General features: G+C 71.8%; 16 protein-coding genes. 9 read left to right on the forward strand and 7 right to left on the reverse strand.

The window, feature by feature from the left end; genetic code table 11:
* Nucleotides 1-45: 45 nt before the first annotated feature.
* Nucleotides 46-867: an SAM-dependent methyltransferase gene (locus K6I33_RS03170; RefSeq protein WP_229348113.1), complete on the forward strand. Its 822-nt coding sequence runs from the start codon at nt 46-48 to the stop codon at nt 865-867.
* Nucleotides 868-933: 66 nt separating this feature from the next.
* On the opposite strand, the gene K6I33_RS03175 is transcribed toward K6I33_RS03170, so the two are convergent.
* The 3 genes from K6I33_RS03175 to K6I33_RS03185 all read right to left on the reverse strand — a co-directional run bounded on the left by K6I33_RS03175 (nt 934) and on the right by K6I33_RS03185 (nt 2,834).
* Entirely contained in the window at nt 934-1,854 is a 921-nt protein-coding gene (locus tag K6I33_RS03175; protein WP_229348114.1) for a helix-turn-helix transcriptional regulator, read from the reverse strand.
* Between the two features lie 99 nt (nt 1,855-1,953).
* Nucleotides 1,954-2,187 carry a DUF397 domain-containing protein gene (locus K6I33_RS03180; RefSeq protein WP_229348115.1) on the reverse strand — a complete coding sequence of 78 codons (234 nt, stop codon included), beginning with the start codon at nt 2,185-2,187 and terminating at the stop codon, nt 1,954-1,956.
* A 224-nt stretch (nt 2,188-2,411) separates the two neighbouring features.
* Entirely contained in the window at nt 2,412-2,834 is a 423-nt protein-coding gene (locus K6I33_RS03185; RefSeq protein ID WP_229348116.1) for a cysteine/serine endopeptidase inhibitor, read from the reverse strand.
* 316 nt (nt 2,835-3,150) lie between these two features.
* On the opposite strand from K6I33_RS03185, the gene K6I33_RS03190 reads away from it, so the two are divergent.
* Nucleotides 3,151-3,984 carry a glycoside hydrolase family 19 protein gene (locus K6I33_RS03190; RefSeq protein ID WP_229348128.1) on the forward strand — a complete coding sequence of 278 codons (834 nt, stop codon included), beginning with the start codon at nt 3,151-3,153 and terminating at the stop codon, nt 3,982-3,984.
* Nucleotides 3,985-4,047: 63 nt separating this feature from the next.
* On the opposite strand, the gene K6I33_RS03195 is transcribed toward K6I33_RS03190, so the two are convergent.
* Entirely contained in the window at nt 4,048-5,232 is a 1,185-nt protein-coding gene (locus tag K6I33_RS03195) for an erythromycin esterase family protein (RefSeq protein WP_229348117.1), read from the reverse strand.
* 78 nt (nt 5,233-5,310) lie between these two features.
* Here K6I33_RS03195 and K6I33_RS03200 point away from each other — a divergent pair, with 78 nt between their 5' ends.
* Complete coding sequence (locus tag K6I33_RS03200; RefSeq protein ID WP_229348118.1) at nt 5,311-6,024, forward strand: MerR family DNA-binding transcriptional regulator; 714 nt, start codon at nt 5,311-5,313, stop codon at nt 6,022-6,024.
* A gap of 147 nt (nt 6,025-6,171) precedes the next feature.
* Here the strand turns inward: K6I33_RS03200 and K6I33_RS03205 are convergent, their stop codons facing one another.
* The 3 genes from K6I33_RS03205 to aac(3) form a co-directional block, all read right to left on the reverse strand.
* Nucleotides 6,172-6,366: a hypothetical protein gene (locus K6I33_RS03205; RefSeq protein ID WP_229348119.1), complete on the reverse strand. Its 195-nt coding sequence runs from the start codon at nt 6,364-6,366 to the stop codon at nt 6,172-6,174.
* 390 nt (nt 6,367-6,756) lie between these two features.
* Entirely contained in the window at nt 6,757-7,263 is a 507-nt protein-coding gene (locus tag K6I33_RS03210) for a hypothetical protein (RefSeq protein ID WP_229348120.1), read from the reverse strand.
* 90 nt (nt 7,264-7,353) lie between these two features.
* Complete coding sequence (gene aac(3) / locus K6I33_RS03215; protein ID WP_229348121.1) at nt 7,354-8,199, reverse strand: aminoglycoside 3-N-acetyltransferase; 846 nt, start codon at nt 8,197-8,199, stop codon at nt 7,354-7,356.
* A 201-nt stretch (nt 8,200-8,400) separates the two neighbouring features.
* Here aac(3) and K6I33_RS03220 point away from each other — a divergent pair, with 201 nt between their 5' ends.
* From K6I33_RS03220 to K6I33_RS03245, 6 genes are all read left to right on the forward strand, one after another.
* Complete coding sequence (locus K6I33_RS03220; RefSeq protein ID WP_229348122.1) at nt 8,401-9,420, forward strand: zinc-binding dehydrogenase; 1,020 nt, start codon at nt 8,401-8,403, stop codon at nt 9,418-9,420.
* 40 nt (nt 9,421-9,460) lie between these two features.
* Nucleotides 9,461-10,735, forward strand: coding sequence for a DegT/DnrJ/EryC1/StrS aminotransferase family protein (locus K6I33_RS03225; protein WP_229348123.1), 1,275 nt, complete (start codon nt 9,461-9,463; stop codon nt 10,733-10,735).
* An 83-nt stretch (nt 10,736-10,818) separates the two neighbouring features.
* Complete coding sequence (locus tag K6I33_RS03230) at nt 10,819-11,973, forward strand: 2-deoxy-scyllo-inosose synthase (protein ID WP_229348129.1); 1,155 nt, start codon at nt 10,819-10,821, stop codon at nt 11,971-11,973.
* Between the two features lie 90 nt (nt 11,974-12,063).
* A complete protein-coding gene (locus tag K6I33_RS03235; protein WP_229348124.1) occupies nt 12,064-13,347 on the forward strand; it encodes a glycosyltransferase family 4 protein in 1,284 nt (427 codons plus the stop codon).
* Between the two features lie 62 nt (nt 13,348-13,409).
* Nucleotides 13,410-15,173 (forward strand): ABC transporter ATP-binding protein, encoded by a 1,764-nt coding sequence (locus K6I33_RS03240; protein WP_229348125.1) that lies wholly within the window; start codon nt 13,410-13,412, stop codon nt 15,171-15,173.
* The coding region (locus K6I33_RS03245; protein WP_229348126.1) for an ABC transporter ATP-binding protein at nt 15,170-16,995 on the forward strand (1,826 nt) is incomplete at its 3' end. The genes K6I33_RS03240 and K6I33_RS03245, both read left to right, overlap by 4 nt.

Genomic DNA, 16,995 nt, shown 5'->3' on the forward strand with positions numbered 1-16,995 from the left:
TTCCGCCAGCTCAGGCATTCTCCGGCCAAGGCCGCAGGGGGAGACATGGCCAGTGAAGCCAAACCGTCCCACGCCATCGATGTGCACACACCGAGCGTGGCGCGCATGTACGACTGGTTACTCGGCGGCGTCGAGAACTACGCCTCGGATCGCCGGGCGTGCCAGGACCTGTTGAAGATCGCGCCGAGCACACAGGTCCTCGCCCGCAACAACCGTGCCTTCCTGCAGCGAGTGGTACGGGTCCTCGCCCGGGACTACGGGGTGGAGCAGTTCATCGATCACGGTTCCGGCCTCCCCACCCAGGACAACGTCCACCAGATCGCCCAGCGCATCAACCCCGGCTGCCGGGTCGTCTACGTGGACAACGACCCCATCGTCCTGGCTCACGGCCGTACCACCCTGCAGGAGAACCAGAACACCGCCATCATCCAGGCGGACATGAGGGACACCGACAGCATCCTCGACCACGAGGAGACCCGCCGACTGATCGACTTCAAGCGTCCCGTGGCCGCCCTGTTCGTCTCCGTGCTGCACTGTCTGCCGGACACACGGGACGAGCGCGACCCCGCCGCGGTGATCAGGCGGGTCGCCTCGCGGCTGGGGCCGGGAAGCTTCATGGTCATCTGCCAGCTCGTCAGCGACGACGCCGGCGTGCGTGACGGAGTCACCCGGCTGATGGACGACTGCACAGGCGGCACCTGGGGCCGCGTCCGGGAACCGGACGAGGTCCGTGCCTACTTCAACGGCATGCGGACCCTGGAACCCGGCCTGGTGGACGTCATCGACTGGCGTCCGGACCACCGGCCGCCGCTTCCCGAGCAGCGCGCCACCGACTGGGTCGAATGGGGAGGGGTCGCACGGCTCTGAGCCGGCCTCTCCCGGCCGGCCTCGGTCCCGGACGCGCCCTCAGTCCCGCGTCCCGCAGACGCGCCCTCAGTCCCGGATGCGGCGGCGGTACCGCTCCGCGGCCTCCGCCAGCAACCGGTTGCTCTTCTCGCGGGTGGCCGCCGCGTAACCCAGCTCGTTCAGCACGTGCCGGTACCGGTCGACCTCCTCCGGGCGGGTCCGGTACATCGCGTTGTCGATGTGCTCGACGTAGACGAGCTCCGCGGGCCCGCCGTCGCCGAAACGCAGATGCGTGATCGGGTACGTCGGGGCCACATCGGCGCTGTACTCGAACTCCACGATCCTGATGTTGACGTTCTGTACTTCCCCGGCGTGAAGCAGATACTTCAGCTGTTCGTACATCACCCTGGGCCCGCCCACGGGGCGACGCAGAACGCCTTCATCGAGCAACGCCACCACTCGGGGGAGATCGTTGTTCAGCATCAGCTGACGGCGCTTTCGCAGTTCCACCCGCTTCCGGATGCTCTCCTCCGAGGCGTCGGGCATCGCCGCCGTCACCAGCACACGAGCGTAATCGGCCGTCTGCAGCAGGCCGGGGACCACATGATTCTCATAGGTGTGGATCTCATCGGCCGAGTCCTCCAAAGCGATCAGTCGCTTGAGGAAGCCGGGCATGACGTCGCTGTACTGCTGCCACCATTCGTTGTGCTGTGCCTGGCGCAGCAAGGCTTCGATCTCTTGTATCTGCTCGGTGGTGGCGCCGTAGAACAGCGCGAGGTCCATGACGTCGCGCTCCTTCGGCGGGCTTTCCCCACGTTCCAGCCGGCTCACCTTCGACACCGACCCGCGGATGACCGGCGCCGCGTCCTTGAGCCCCAGGCCCTGTTCCTGACGCAGGATCCGCAGCTGCGCCCCGAGCAGACGAGCGGCGGCCTCCCGCTTGGTACCCCGCTCCAAGGGGATGACGCGAGCGGGGGAAGGTTCGGCGGCTTTACGGACTGCGGACATCCAGACTCCCGCTGTAGGTCGTGGCAGCAAAGAACAGACCTACAGTGGAGCCTGAATGTCCGTCAGGCCAATCTATGGCCCGAATATCTCAGTACGTCATTAAGCGGTCATGTGATCGAACTCGGAGTTCTTGGCGCCGGTGAGAAACGCCTCCATCTCCTCGCGCGTGTACACCAGCGCCGGCCCTTCGGGATGCCGGGAGTTGCGCACGGCGACCGCTCCCCCGGCCAGCTTCGCCAGCTCCACGCAGTTCCCCTGCCCCACGCTGGCCCGGCTCTTGACCCATGTCACTCCGGTGATTTCGCGGGCAGACACACCATTCTCGAACGTCACGCAGCCCCACCCTTTCTCGTGATCGACAGCCCCGCGGCGACCGGCCACCGGCGGCATGGACCGACGGCGGCAAGATCGTATTTTCCCGTATGCAATTGCACGCCGGGGCGATTGATGAGAATGCTAGGTCAGAGCCTTGGAGGCATGGCGTCCCCCAAAAGTGTGTGACTATCCGACGATCGGGCAGGGCAAGCGCTCCGGTGACCGCGGTGGACCCGCCTTCGTCAGCGGACGAACTTCCAGGTGAGGCCCTGGACCACGCCCTTGTCGAGTGGCGCCAGCTTCTGGAAGGCCGGCTGGCTGAGGTCGATGTGGTTCCGGTCGCACGAGAGGCACTTGTCCTTGACCGGCACTCTGATGGTCTTGCCGTTGTAGGTGACCTCCACGGATATGCCCTTGCAGAGCGGGTCGTTGTTGGGGTTGCCGGACGTCCACCACGCGGCCGAGACGGCGACCAGGTTCTGGGAGGTCGCGTCGATGGGCGTGCCGCAGGCGCCGTAGCCCTTGTCGGTGTAGTAGGTCGCCTTGCCCGTCACGGGCTTGCCGATCGGGACGTCCGCCGCCGCCGGTCCCGCACTGAGCGCGATACCGGTGGCCGTGGCCGCCAGGACGGTCGCCGCATAGCGGGCACGCTTGAATTCACGCATGGATCTCTCCTTGTTTCAAGGGCCATTCGGGCAGGCTCTTCGCCGGCATATGGTTGCCATGCTCCTCACGGCCCTCGCAACCCCCCGCCGCCGCAATTGTCCTGAAGTCATGGGTAAATGAGTCGGGTTGGGCCGGTGGCGATGCGTGCTGTTGACATCAATCTCGCATGGTTATTCACTTCGCGTTGGCGAGAGATCCCCGTAGGCCGCTGCGGCCCTGATTCGCCGTCAGCGATTCGCTCGATCCCCACTAGGAGCCATCGTGAGAAGAAGCCGCCTCGCGGCCCTGTTGCTGGGTCTGCTGACCCTGGTCGGCATGGTCGTCCTCGTCCCCGCCTCAACGGCGGGCGCCGCCGGCGCCTGTGACAACGCGCCGAACTGGACCGCGGGAACCTGGTACACGACGGGCACGGTCGTCCGGTACACCGACGGCCGGTACTACGTCGCCGAGCACGACAATCCCGGATACGACCCGGTCATCAGCACGTGGTACTGGGACCCGTACACCTGCCAGGGCGGCGGCAACCCCGGCGCCTTCCCGGTGAGCGAGGCCCAGTTCAACCAGATGTTCCCGAGGCGGAACGCCTTCTACACCTACAGCGGGCTCGTCGCCGCGCTGAGCGCGTACCCCGGTTTCGCCGGCACCGGAAGCAAGACGGTCAGGCAGCAGGAGGCCGCCGCCTTCCTCGCCAATGTCGACCACGAGACCGGCGGGCTGGTCTATGTCGTCGAGCAGAACACGGCCAACTACCCCCACTATTGCGACCACGGCCAGCCCTATGGCTGCCCGGCCGGCCAGAGCGCGTACTACGGCCGGGGACCGCTCCAGCTCAGCTGGAACTTCAACTACAAGGCGGCGGGTGACGCCCTCGGTATCAACCTGCTCAACAATCCGTCGCTCGTTCAGACCGACGCGGCCGTCTCCTGGAAGACCGCGCTGTGGTACTGGAACACCCAGCGCGGCCCCGGCACCATGACCCCGCACGACGCCATGGTGAACAGCCGTGGATTCGGGGAGACGATCCGCAGCATCAACGGGTCCCTGGAATGCAATGGCGGCAATCCCGGCCAGGTCCAGAGCCGGGTGTCGAGCTATCAGCGATTCACCTCGGTCCTCGGCGTGGCACCGGGTGGCAACCTGTACTGCTGACGCGGGGCGGGTCCGGCGGGTGGCGGCGTTCGCGCCGCCACCCGCTTTTCCCCGGCGGACGGTTCAGATTTCCCTGACGAAGACGATGGCGTCGATCCGGTCGGTGGTGTCCGGGTCGAGGGGCGCGTAGGTGTGGTCGGCGGGGACACGGCGGGCCGGCGTCTCGCCGAGGGCCTCGGTGAGCCGGCCCGGGTCGATGACGGCACGGGCGTGGGGAAGGGCCGACAACATCCCTTCGAGGGAGCCGGGGTGGGGGACGTCGGAGCCGCGTGTGCCGAAGGTGGAGGCGGCGAAGGCGTAATCGTCGCCCAGCCGGGTGCTCATGACGGCACCCGCGCTCCACCACTCGAGCGGCAGGCCGGCGAACCGTACCCGGCTCTTGTCGCGTTGAAGATGGCCGTTGTGGGCGAAGGCGAGGGTGGGGCCGCGACGGGCCTCGCGGCGGACGACGGCGTCGAGGTTGTCGGCCATCATCGTGGCGCGCAGCGCCATGATCGTGCCGAGGCGGGTGGGCGCGGTGTCGGCCAGGCCGGCGTGGTAGCGCAGCAGTCCGGTGGCAGTGCGGGCGCGCAGGCCGGCGTGCCAGAAGTCGTCGGGGGACGTGACGGCCGTCAGGTGGGGGGCGTGCGAGGTGAGCATTGCGCGGAGGTCGTCGGCGATCAGGCGCAGTCGCCCGGCCTCGGGGGTACGGCCGACGGACCGGGCGGCATCCATGAGGGCGTCCGGGCAGGCCCAGCGTTCGTCCGGGCCGAGGAGGCCGGTCAGGGACTCGCGGCTCCAGGGCAGGTCGAGGTGAGCTGCCAGGTAGTCGTGCAGCGCCGTCAGGGCCGGGCCGGGGCTCGCGGCGCCCGTCATCTCCAGGGGGCCGTCGAAGCCGTAGAAGCGGAGCCGCTCGTGGGCGGGGCGGCGCTCGTTGTGGGCGCGCATCCAGCGCAGGAGCTCGCGGTTGGCGGCCGAGGCGCCGAAGCCGTGGCTGAGGCCCCGGTCCAGCGCGTCGTCGAGGGTCCCGGTGCCGTGGGTGACGTACGCGTCCGCGATCAGGGCCGACAGGCAGTCGCTTTCCAGGGCGATCGAGCGGTAGCCCTCGTGCTCGACGAGGTGGCGGAAGAGTTCGTTGCGCAGTTCGGGGAAGGCTTCGACGCCGTGCGTGGGCTCGCCGAGGCCGAGCAGGCGGGGGGCGGAGGACAGGAGCGCGGTGAGGGCGTCGCCGGTGAACGGGCGGACGACGCCCTGGGTCGGGGCTGTCATGCCTTCAACGGTATCGTTGAACATTCGGTGTAAACTTTTTCGGCACTTTCCTGCTGTCCATAGGGGCGAACCTTCAAAATGCGGTTGCGGCCGATCGATCTGGCGCGTGAGCACGGCCTGTCCACGCAGGCGGTGCGCAACTACGAGGAGGCGGGTTTCCTGCCGCCGGCCGAGCGCTCGCCGAGCGGCTATCGCGTCTACGCTCCGCGCCATGCGGCGGCGCTGCGGACATTCCTCGCGTTGATCCCCGCGTACGGCCATGCGGCCGCCGGGGCGATCATGCGGGCCGTGAACGGCGGCGAGGTCGAGGAGGCGCTGCGGCTGATCGACGCCGGCCACGCGCGGCTGGCCGAGGACCGGAGCACGCTGGAGGCCGTGGAAGCGGCGCTGCGCGACCTGGAACCGCCGAGTAAGCCGGATCCGGAACCGAATCCGGAATCGGAGCCGGAGCCGGGGGTGACGTTCATCGGGCCGCTGGCCGACAGGCTCGGCATCCGGCCGGCGACATTGCGCGCGTGGGAGCGGGCCGGTCTGATCGTGCCCCTGCGGGATCCGCGCACCGGCTATCGCCTCTATACGTCCGCCGACGTTCGTGACGTGCTCCTGGCCCACCAGTTGCGGCGGGGCGGGCACGGGCTGGAGCGGATCGCGCGGGTGCTGGAGCAGGTGCGGACGGCGGGCGGGCCGGAACCGCTGAGGGCGACGCTGCGGGAATGGCGCGACCGGCTGACGGCGCGGGGCCTGGCGATGCTGGCGGGCGCGGCCGCGCTCGACGCCTATCTCACCACCTGACTCCGGGCTTAAGGGCTGGCCGGAGGGGTCGAGGAGGACGGTCCAGTGGGTGCCGCCAATGTGGAAGACGAAGGCGGTCTCCTCGCCGTTCTCGCCGGGGAAGGTATGGGAGAGGTTCCTTCCGTGCAGGTCGGTGGGCCGGTGGGTTCAGCGGACGACTTTGATGCCGAAGCGGGTGCCGAAGCCGAGGGCCAGGCCGATGGCGAGGTGCATGTGGGCGTACATCTCCATGCCGCGGGCGGTGACCAGGGGGCCGAGGTCGAGGATGTCGTTCCAGCCATAGGTCTTCAGCAGGTCGGTGACCTGCTGCTTGGCGTCGGTGTCGTCGCCCGCGACGAACATGGTGTGCTCGCCGCCGCCGATGGCCTTGGGGGCGGTGACGGTCTCCTGTTCCTGGGTGACGAAGGCCTTGACGACCTTCGTGCCGGGCAGGGCGCGCCGGATCTGCTCGCCGAGGCTGTCGCTGTGACCAGGCCGTCGGACGCGGCCGCGGCGTCGCCGAAGGTGTGCAGCTGGATGCCGGGGTGCTGGGCGAGGAAATCCTTGAACGGCGGCGTGCCCATGGGGTCGGGTTCGGTGCGGGCGAGGGGTGTCCTATAACGCCAGGACACGGTGAAGCCCGGCGCGGGGTGGAGGGGGTGAAGCCGTAGCAGTACTCGTACGTGTCCCGAATCTCCCACGCATGCTCGTACACGGTCGGAGAGCTTGAGTTCCCTGAATACCTGATCGCCCCTACAAAACGCTCCTGCGTTCCCAATACTGATCCGGAAGAGCGGGCGAGTCGCGGTATCGCCGCACCAACTTCTCGAAATTCTGGCCTTCCAGCGGAGATGCTTCGGTTCGACGCTTACGAATATATGGCTCAATGGCCTCCCACACCCGAGGAGGCGACCTGTGGAAGCAGGCGAGCACCAAGTCGAACTCCAGTAAATGACGCTCGACGAGGACTCCAAGAACTTCCAGCTGGTCGTGCAGTTGCCAGAAGCTGTGAAAGTCATCAGCGCCCAAACCTGCGGGGTCGAACTGTTCCGGAGGGCCGAACTCGCCGGCCAGCAGACGATGCCGGAAGCTACGGGCTTCTGGGCTGTGGTACTTGTCCTGGAAGGAGAGCAGTAGATGTATGTGGCGTGCGTGACGTGCTTCCTTGATCTGCGAGTAGCCGAAGAAGCCTGCCACGATCACCACAACAGTGCCGAGAGCAGAGCTCAGGGCACTGACAACGGACCACACATCCCCCATGGCGGCTAGTACAGCACCACCAGGAGCTGTCGAACAGACCGCCTGAACATGAGACCGGGGCAGCCGCCCAAGCGGACGGCGGCGGCGGGTTCAGCGGATTCTGCGTTCGATCCAGTCGACGCCGAAGCGCACGACGGCCGGCGCCTCGAACAGGTGGCTCTCGGCCGCGGCGACGCGGCCCCGGCGGCCGGTACCGGCCGCCAGCATCTCCTCGGCGATCACCTCGAAGGGCCGTCGCCCGGGCGGCACCACGTTCCCGTAGGGGAAGGCCTCGCCCTCGGTGTCGATGTCGGTGAAGCGGCGCCACACGCGCCGTCCGTCCTCGGTGACCGGCTGCTCGTAGGTGACGTGACGCTTGCCGGGCGCGTCGGCGAGGGCCTCGGCGTGGTGCAGGAGGGTGAGGGTGTCCAGGGGCGCGCCGAGGAGCAGGACCCGGCCGTCGCACGCGGTCAGCCGGGCCAGCGGGCTGTCCGCGCCGTGCGGGTGGTCCCAGGGTTGATGGTCCATCAGTTCGTGGGCGCGCGCTCCGACGGCGACGAAGCCGGCGTCGGGGTGCCGGCCGCGTACGGCTCCGGGCCAGTGCCGCAGCGCTTCGGGGAGCCGTCCGTTGTTGTGGTCGGCCTCGCTCAGGGCGGGGTCGAAGGCCGGGTGTTCGGCGCGTACGGCCTCCTGCCATGCCCGGGGCCAGCGGGTGAAGTCGTAGGGCAGGGCGTCGTTCCAGCCGCAGGGCGCCATCAGGGTGCCGCTCTCGCCGATCGCGTCGAGCAGGGCGGCGATGAGTGTTTGGGGGCCGCCCGCCACATAGCCGAGGGCCGACAGGCGGGTGTGGGTCATGACCGTGTCGCCCGGCGCCAGGCCCAGTGCCCGGAGGTCGGCGGCCAGCCGGCCGCGGGTCACCGGGCCGTCGGCCCGGCGGAGGAGTTGCCACTCGTCCATGGCGCCATCTTTCCCTCGGCTCACATGAGTTGACAAGCGACATACGTTCTGGCGTACGCTCACCGCACATTCATTCGCAACAGCGGACAGGCGTCGCACCTTCCGACGCCTTCGTACCCCGTGCGCTCGCTCGGCACTCGCGCTCCACCTGCTCGGTCCCATCCGGTCCCCCTCAGCGGACAGAGACGGAGGTCCAGCTCGATGAAAGCCCTGATGTTCGAGGCCCCCCACCAGGCCGTGCTCACCCGGCGCCCGACGCCGGAACCGGCCCCCGGCGAGGCGCTGGTGCGCCTCGCCTACAACTCGGTGTGCGGCAGCGACCTGTCCTTCTACAAGGGCGTCTGGCACGGCTTCACCTACCCGGTGGTCCCCGGGCACGAGTGGAGCGGAACCGTGGTCGGCGTCAACGGCCCCGACGACGGCCTGGTCGGCACCAATGTCGTCGGTGACCTCACGTGTTCCTGCGGCAGTTGTCGCCACTGCGCCGCCGGCAAGCCGACCCTCTGCGCCGACCTCCAGGAACTGGGCTTCACCCGGGACGGCGCCTGCGCCGAGTACATGACGATCCCGGCGGCCAACCTCCACCGGCTGCCCGGCGCGCTGTCCCTGCGCGAGGCGTGTCAGGTGGAACCCCTGGCGGTGGCGCTCAACGCCGTGGACCGGCTGGGCGTGGCGCCGGGCGAGAAGGTGGCGATCACGGGCGCCGGCGGCATCGGGCTGTTGCTCGCCCAGGCCGTACGGCAGCGCGGCGGCGAGGTGACCGCGGTGGCCGAACCGGTGCCCGAACGCCGGGAGGCGGCAGCCGCCCTCGGTGTGCCGGCCACCGTCGGCGGCGACCCCGGTGACCTCGTCGCCCTCTTCGCGAGGCGCCCCGAGCTCACCCCCGACGTCGTCCTGGAGGCCTCCGGCTATCCCCTCGCCGTCCAGGAGGCCGTGGAGGCCGTCCGCTCAGGCGGACGGGTGGGGCTCATCGGGTACCGCACCGAGGAGGCCGCGCGCATGGCGCCGCACCACATCGTCGTCAAGGTGCTCACGCTGCAGGCGTCGATGGGCCCCGGCGACCGGTTCGGCGAGGCCATCGAGCTGCTGGCCTCGGGGGCCGTGGACGTCCGGGCGCTGCTGAGCCACGAGTTCGCGCTGGAGGAGCACCCCCGGGCGCTGGAGGTGGCGCTCCGGCGGGCGGACGGCAACACCCGCTCGTTCTTCAACCTCCGCGCCTGACCGCACCCCCTCCCCCGGCCCGCTCAGGAAGGACGAACCGATGGCGCGATCCCTCGCCGTGCACGGCGGCACCGCAGTCCGTACCCGGTCCTGGCCCCTGTGGCCCCGGCCCGCCGCCGGGGCGGCGGCCGCCGTGCAGGACGTGCTCTCCTCCGGCCGCTGGTCGATCAGCGGCCCCTACCGCGGCACCGAGTCGCGGGAACGGCGCTTCGCCCGCGCCTTCGCCGCCTACCACGGTGTCGACCACTGCGTTCCGGCCGCCAGCGGCACCGCCAGCCTGATGCTGGCCCTGGAGGCGTGCGGCATCGGCGCCGGTGACGAGGTCGTCGTCCCCGCCCTGTCCTGGGTGGCCTCCGGCAGCACCGTCCTCGGCGTCAACGCCGTCCCCGTCTTCTGCGAGGTCGACGCCCGCACCCTGTGTCTGGACCCGGCCGCCGTCGAGGCCGCGATCACCGAGCGCACCAAGGCGATCGTCGTGGTCCACCTCTACTCCGCCGTCGCGGACATGGACGCCCTGACGGCCCTCGCCGAACGCCACGGGCTGCCGCTGATCGAGGACTGCGCCCAGGCGCACGGCGCCGAGTACCGCGGCACGAAGGTGGGCGCGCTGGCCACCGCGGGCACGTTCAGCATGCAGCACAGCAAGGTGCTCACCAGCGGTGAGGGCGGCGCCGTCGTCACCCGTGACGCCGACTTCGCCCGGCGCGTGGAGCACCTGCGCGCCGACGGCCGCGTCCTGGCCGGCCGCGCCCCGGCCCCGGGCGAGATGGAGCTGGTGGAGACGGGCGAGCTGATGGGCAACAACCGCTGCCTGTCGGAGTTCCAGGCCGCCCTGCTCGTCGAGCAGCTCAAGGAGCTCGACGAGCAGAACGAGACCCGCCGGCGCAACGCCGCCCTCCTCGACCGGCTGCTCACGGAGACCGGCTGCACCCCGCAGGAGACATCCGGGGGCACCACCTCGCGCACGTACTACACCTACGCCGCCCGGCTGCCCGAGGGCGAGTTCACCCACGTCGGGGTCGGCACGGTGACCCGCGCGCTCACCGCCGAGCTCGGTTTCCCCGTCCTGCCGTGCTACGCGCCCATCAGCCGCAACCGGCTGTACGACCCCCGCAGCCGCAGGCGTTACGCGCTGGGCGTCGAGCACGAGGAGCGGACCGACCCCAAGCGCTTCGAGCTGCCGGTGTCCGAGGCGGCCGCCCGGCGCACCGTCACGCTCCACCACAGCGCCCTGCTGGGGGACGAGAGCGACATCCACGACATCGCCGAGGCGTTCCGCAAGGCCGTGCGCCACGGTGCCGAACTGACCGATTGACCGCCGCAGCACAGACCTCCGCAGCACAGACCGCCGTCGCGCGACCCGCCACCACGCGACCCGTCGCAGAAACCGGGGTGAACATGCACGTCACGGCCATCGCCATGGAAGAGGCCGGCTTTCCCTACCGGCTGGGCACCGAGTGCGCCGAGGAGATCGTCGCCCGGCTCGCCGACCGTGCCGCCAGCCGCTATCTGGTGGTGAGCGACACCACCGTGGCCGCGCTCCACGGGCACGACTTCGTGGCCCGGCTGGAGAAGGACGCCGGCCCCGCCGTCCTGCTGACGCACCGGCCCGGGGAGGTGCACAAGGACATCGCCACCGTCGGGGCGCTGGCCGAACAGGCCCTGGGCGAGGGCGCCGACCGGCGCAGCGTGGTGGTGGCCCTGGGCGGCGGCGTCACCGGCAACATCGCCGGCCTCCTGGCCGCCCTGCTGTTCCGGGGCATCACGCTGGTGCACGTCCCCACCACGGTGGTGGCCATGCTGGACTCGGTGCTGTCGCTGAAGCAGGCGGTCAACGCCACCTACGGGAAGAACCTCGTCGGCACGTTCTACGCGCCCGCCGAGGTGCTGGCCGACACGGCGCTGCTGCGGACGCTGCCGGAGCGTGAGGTGCGCTCGGGCATGGGCGAGGTGGTCAAGAACGCCCTGGCCATCCGCCCGTCGATGACCGGCCGGCTCTCGGCGCTGCTGCGGCCCGACGCCCGGTACGACGACGAGGCCCTGCGCTGGATCATCGAGGAGAGCGTGGCGGCGAAGGCCGACGTCACCCGGGCGGACAAGCACGAGCGGGGCGACGGCCTGGTCCTGGAGTACGGGCACACCACCGGGCACGCCATCGAGCACGCGGCGCGCGGCGGGGTGGCCCACGGCGCCGGTGTGGCCATCGGCATGACGGTCGCCGCCGAGGTCTCACGGCGGCTGGGACACTGCCCGGACGGCCTGGTGGACCTCCACCACGACCTCATCACCCGGGCGGGCCTGGGGACGGCGGTGCCACCGCAGGCCGCTCTCGCGGACGTGAAGAACTGGCTGTCCTACGACAACAAGCGCGGCTATCTCGATTGCCCGCCCGGCAGCACGCCCATGGTCCTGCTGTCGGGCCCCGGCACGCCGCTGCGCACCGGCCGGCTGCCCCTGGTGCCCGTGCCGCTGGACCTGGTCCACGAGGTCGTCGACGCCTCGGCGGCCCAGGCCCCGGACGGCGCCGGCCGGATGTCGGTCGCGCCCGCTTGACCACCGGCGGGCCGACCCCGCCGCGACCACCGGCGGGGCCGACCCGCCGCCGCCTTCCCCGACCGGCCGTCCCTCCCCGTGGAGTTCCCCGTGCGTGTGCTGCGGCTGACCCCTTTCTTCCATCACGACCAGGTCGACAGCTGGCCTGCCGAGTACGACGCCGTCGGCGGTATGCAGGTGCAGATCCTGCGCCTGTCGCGGGAGCTGGCCGGCCGGGGCGTGGAACAGCAGGTGATGACCGTGGGCTTCCCCGGCCTGCCCCGGCGGCGGCAGGACCGGCCCGGCCTGGTGGTGCGGGTGACCCGCGCCCCGCTGCCGCGGCTGCGGTCGGAGCTGACCGGCCTGGTCGGGCTGAACCAGGCCTGGCTGGCGGGGGCGCTGGCCATGTGCGTGCGGCTGCGCCGCCGGTGGCGGCCGGACCTGATCCACGTGCACGCCGACGGCCAGGTGTGGGCGCTGCTGGCCGGGCCGCTCGCGTCCCGGATCATGGGCGCGCCCTACTGCCTGACGCTCCACTGCTCGCGGCTGTCGGTGTACGAGCCGATGTCCCGGGTGGACCGGCTCCAGCACGGCCTGGTGCGGGCGGTGGAGCGGTACGCGCTGCGGCGCGCCGCCCGGGTGTCCACGCTGACCGGGCGTACGGCCGGGGTGGTGGCCCGGGAACTGCCGATGGACCGGTCCCTGATCGACGTGGTGCCGGACTCGGTGGGTGACGTCCGGGCCCGGCCCGTGGCCGACACCGCCGCGCTGCGCCGGTCGCTGGACGTCCCCGACGACGTGCCGCTGATCGGCTATGTGGGCCGGGTGGCGCACGAGAAGGGGTGGCGCGACTTCGTCGCGGCGGCCCGGCGGTGGCAGGAGCTGCCCGGGGCGCCGGCCGCGGTGTTCCTCGTGGTGGGGGACGGTCCGCAGGGCGCCCGGATGCGCGAGGCCGTGGCCGAGGCGGGGCTCGCCGACCGGTTCCGCTTCACCGGTTTCCTGCCGCACGCGGACATTCCCGCGGTCATGACCGCGCTGGGCGTCCTGGTCATGCCCTCGGCCCACGAGGAGCTGGGGGGCAGCGCGCTGGAGGCCATGATGTGCGGCACGCCGGTCGCCGGGTACGCCGTGGGGGGCCTGCGGGAGACCGTCGGCACCGTCACGCCGGAGCTGCTGGTGCCCCGGGGTGACGTGGCCGCGCTGACCCGTGCCGTGCACGCCGCGGTGACCGGGCCGGAGGGGCCGCGCCGGCTCGTGGCCGCCGCCCGCGACCGGCTGACGGCCGCCTACGGTGCCGGGTCGGCGACGGACCGGGCGCTGGAGCACTACGCCCACGCGCTGGACGCCCACGCGCCGGGCACTCACGCGCCGGGTGCCCGGGAGGCGCGGCGGTGAGGCGCGCCCGGAGCGGTTCGCTGTGGCGTTCGGCCGCCTACTTACGGCCCCACCGATGGTTCATGGTCGCGGCCTTCGGTGCCGCGCTCGGCTCGATGCTGGCGGGCCTGGCCATGCCGCTGGTCCTCCAGCGCCTGGTGGACGGGCCGATCGCGTCCGGGAACACGGGGGCGCTGCCGTGGCTGGTGGCGGGGTTCCTCGTGCTGGGCGTCGTCGAGGCGGCGCTGCTGGGCGCGCGCCGGCTGCTGGTGGTCCGGCCGTCGACGCGTCTGGAGACGTCGATGCGGGGCGACTTCTTCCGTCATGTGCAGCGGTTGCCGTCGTCGTTCCACGCGCGCTGGAGCTCGGGGCAGTTGCTGTCGCGCACGGTGTCCGACGTGGCGGAGCTCGGCCGGTTCTTCGCCTTCTCCGCGGTGTATCTGCTGGTGAACGTGGTGGCCCTGGTCGCGGGCCTGGGCGTGCTGGCGTGGCTGTCGCCGGTGCTGGCGCTGGTGGTGCTCGTCACCTATCTGCCCATGGTGCTGGCCACCGTCGCCTTCGAACGGCGCTTCCACGGTGTGGCCCGGTCCGCCCAGGAGCAGAGCGGCGATCTGACCACCACCGTGGAGGAGTCGGTGCTCGGCGTCCGGGTGCTCAAGACCTTCGGCCGCGGCCCGGAGACGGTGCGCCGGTTCACCGCGCAGGCGCGCGCGCTGCGCGTCACCGAGCTGCGCAAGCTGTCGCTGACGGCGGCGCTGTGGTGGACCATCACCGCCCTGCCCGAGCTGGGCGTCGTCGCCCTGATCGCGGTGGGCGGGTACGGCACGGCCACCGGCGGCACGACCCTGGGCACCCTGACGGCGGCCGTCACCGTGGCCACCACCATGCGCTGGCCGGCCGACACCCTGGGGTGGCTCATCGCCGACGCGAGCACGGCGGCGGCCGCGGCCGACCGCTACTGGCAGGTGCGGGACGTGCCGGTGACGGTCGCCGAGCCCGTGCGGCCCCGTCGGCTGCCGTGCCCGCCGCGCGGCGAACTGCGCCTGGAGAACGTGCACTACCGTCATCCCGAGAGCGGCGAGGCGATTCTGCGCGGGGTGGATCTGACGGTCCCGGCGGGCGGCACGCTGGCCCTGGTGGGCGCGACCGGTTCCGGCAAGAGCACCCTGGTCTCGCTGCTGGCCCGGCTCGACGACCCCACCTCCGGGCGGATCACCCTGGACGGCACCGACCTGCGCGACGTGCCGCTGGACGAGCTGCGCGCGGCCGTCAGCTGTGCCTTCGACGAGCCGGTGCTCTTCTCCGGCACGGTCCGGCAGAACGTGGCGCTCGGCCTGCCCGGCGGGCGGGAGCAGGACGCGCGGGCCGACGAGCGGATCATGGACGCCCTGCGTCTCGCCCACGCCGACGGGTTCGTCACGGCGCTGCCGGAGGGCCTGGACACCCGGGTCGGGGAGGAGGGCACCGGGCTGTCCGGCGGCCAGCGGCAGCGGCTGGCCCTGGCCCGCGCCGTGCTGCCGGGCCCCTCGGTCCTCGTCCTCGACAACGCCCTGTCCGCCCTGGACGTGCACACCGAGCGGGAGGTGGAGGCGGCGCTGCGCACGGTCATGGGCACGGTGACGACCGTCCTGGTCGCCCACCGGCCGGCGACCCTGCGGCTGGCGGACCAGGTGGCCGTGCTCGCCGACGGGCGGGTGGCGGCCCTGGGGACGCACGACGAGCTGATGGCCCGTGACGAGCGGTACCGGCTGCTGCTGGAGTCCCCGGTGACCGCCCACGGCCCGGCGGACCCCGGACAGGGGCGCGGGCCGTGGCAGAGCGCCGCACCGGAGGTGGGGGCCCGATGACCGACGACACCATGACGACGGCCGTGACCGGAGCCGCTCCCGGCCCGGGCCCGGCGGGCACGCCCCGCCGGCTGCTGCGCGACCTGCTGCGCCCCGAACGGCGACGGCTGACGCTCGCGGTCTGCCTGGCGCTGCTGGAGAACCTCAGCGGCCTGGCCACACCCCTGCTGATCGCCGCCGCCATCGACCGCGGCCTGCCCGCCGCGGCGGACGGCCGCTGGACGCCGCTGGCCGTCTGCGCCGGCCTGGCGCTGGCCGCGGGGCTGGCCTCGGCCACCCTCAAGTACGGCTTCCTGCGCTACTCGGGGGCCATCGCGCAGACGCTGCTGTTCCGGCTGCGGTGCCGGGCCTTCGGGCACGCCGTGCGCCTGCCGCTGGCGTACCACGAGGCGTCGTCCTCCGGCAGTGTCGTGTCCCGGCTGACCGGGGACGTCGAAGCGGTGGAGGAGGTGCTGGAGATGGGCCTGGACGGCCTGTTCTCCGCGCTGTTCTCCATGGCCGGCATCGTCGCGGTGATGCTCTGGCTGGACCTGCCGATGGCCGCGGTCGTGCTGGCGCTGTTCGTCCCCCTGCACCTGCTGACCCGCTGGTTCCGCCGCCGGTCCCGCGCGGCCTACCGGCGCACCCGGGCGGCCACGGAACGGATCGTGCAGCACACCGGTGAGACGTACCACGGTGTCCGCGCCGTCCAGGCGTTCCGCAAGGAGGGGGAGCGGGCGGCGGCGCTGGGCCACCTGGACAGCGGCTACGCGGCGGCCCGGGCCGCCTCCGGGCGGGTCAGCGGCCTGTTCAGCGGCGGGGTGAAGCTCATCGGCAATGTGTCGCTGGCGCTGCTGCTGGCCCTGGGCGCGGTGCGCATCGCGCACGGGCAGCTGGAGGTGGGGACGCTCACCGCGTTCCTGCTGTACGTCCACCGGCTGTACGACCCGATCGACGAACTGGCCTCGTTCGCCGACGCGTTCTCGGGCGCCGCGGCGGGCCTGGAGCGCATCGGCGTGCTCTTCCACGCCGGGAACACGCTGCCGGAGCCGGTCCGGCCGCTGCCGCTGCCGGCGGTCGGGGCGCCCGGCCGGGTGTGCTTCGAGGACGTGTCGTTCCGCTACTCCCCCGCCGCCCCGCTGGTCCTGGACGGCCTGGACCTGACCCTGGCGCCGGGGACGACGGTGGCCCTGGTGGGCACCACCGGTTCGGGCAAGTCGACCCTGGCCAAGCTCCTCGCCCGGCTCTACGACCCGGTGGCCGGCCGCGTCACCCTGGACGGTGCCGACCTGCGCGACCTGGCGGACGGCGACCTGCGCGGCGCCGTGTCGATGATCACTCAGGAGCCGTTCCTGTTCTCCGGGTCGCTGGCGCGGAACATCGCCCTGGGCCGGCCGGGGGCGAGCCGGGAGGAGATCGAGGAGGCGGCCCGGGCCGTCGGGGCGCACGACTTCGTGGCACGGCTGCCGGAGGGCTACGACACCGACGTCCGCAAACGCGGCGCCGCCCTGTCCGCCGGGCAGCGGCAACTGGTCGCGCTGGCCAGGGTGATGCTGACCTCTCCGCGCGTCCTCGTCCTCGACGAGGCCACCTCCAGCATGGACGCGCCGTCCGAACGCGCCGTCCACGCGGCCCTGCGCCGGGTGCTGGCCGGCCGCACCGCACTGATCATCGCGCACAGCCTGACGACCGTCGCCATCGCCGACCGGGTGCTGGTGCTGGAGGACGGCGTGGTGGTGGAGGACGGGCCGCCCGGCCTCCTGGCCGCGGGCGACGGGCCGTTCGCCCGGCTGCACCGCAGCTGGCAGTCGGCCACCGACGCCGCCCCCGCCACCCCCAGGAC

It is taken from the genome of Streptomyces sp. UNOB3_S3 (assembly GCF_020740895.1).
GTDB lineage: Bacteria > Actinomycetota > Actinomycetes > Streptomycetales > Streptomycetaceae > Streptomyces.

What these genes read in the sequence shown, in the direction of transcription:
- K6I33_RS03205 (WP_229348119.1), bottom strand. Translation starts at nt 6,366, where the DNA reads ATGTTCGTCGCGGGCGACGACACCGACGCCAAGCAGCAGGTCACCGAC.
- K6I33_RS03230 (WP_229348129.1), top strand. Translation starts at nt 10,819, where the DNA reads ATGCACGTCACGGCCATCGCCATGGAAGAGGCCGGCTTTCCCTACCGG.
- K6I33_RS03220 (WP_229348122.1), top strand. Translation starts at nt 8,401, where the DNA reads ATGAAAGCCCTGATGTTCGAGGCCCCCCACCAGGCCGTGCTCACCCGG.
- K6I33_RS03225 (WP_229348123.1), top strand. Translation starts at nt 9,461, where the DNA reads ATGGCGCGATCCCTCGCCGTGCACGGCGGCACCGCAGTCCGTACCCGG.
- K6I33_RS03175 (WP_229348114.1), bottom strand. Translation starts at nt 1,854, where the DNA reads ATGTCCGCAGTCCGTAAAGCCGCCGAACCTTCCCCCGCTCGCGTCATC.
- K6I33_RS03190 (WP_229348128.1), top strand. Translation starts at nt 3,151, where the DNA reads ATGGTCGTCCTCGTCCCCGCCTCAACGGCGGGCGCCGCCGGCGCCTGT.
- K6I33_RS03240 (WP_229348125.1), top strand. Translation starts at nt 13,410, where the DNA reads ATGGTCGCGGCCTTCGGTGCCGCGCTCGGCTCGATGCTGGCGGGCCTG.
- K6I33_RS03210 (WP_229348120.1), bottom strand. Translation starts at nt 7,263, where the DNA reads ATGGGGGATGTGTGGTCCGTTGTCAGTGCCCTGAGCTCTGCTCTCGGC.
- K6I33_RS03195 (WP_229348117.1), bottom strand. Translation starts at nt 5,232, where the DNA reads ATGACAGCCCCGACCCAGGGCGTCGTCCGCCCGTTCACCGGCGACGCC.
- K6I33_RS03185 (WP_229348116.1), bottom strand. Translation starts at nt 2,834, where the DNA reads ATGCGTGAATTCAAGCGTGCCCGCTATGCGGCGACCGTCCTGGCGGCC.
- K6I33_RS03170 (WP_229348113.1), top strand. Translation starts at nt 46, where the DNA reads ATGGCCAGTGAAGCCAAACCGTCCCACGCCATCGATGTGCACACACCG.
- K6I33_RS03200 (WP_229348118.1), top strand. Translation starts at nt 5,311, where the DNA reads ATGCGGTTGCGGCCGATCGATCTGGCGCGTGAGCACGGCCTGTCCACG.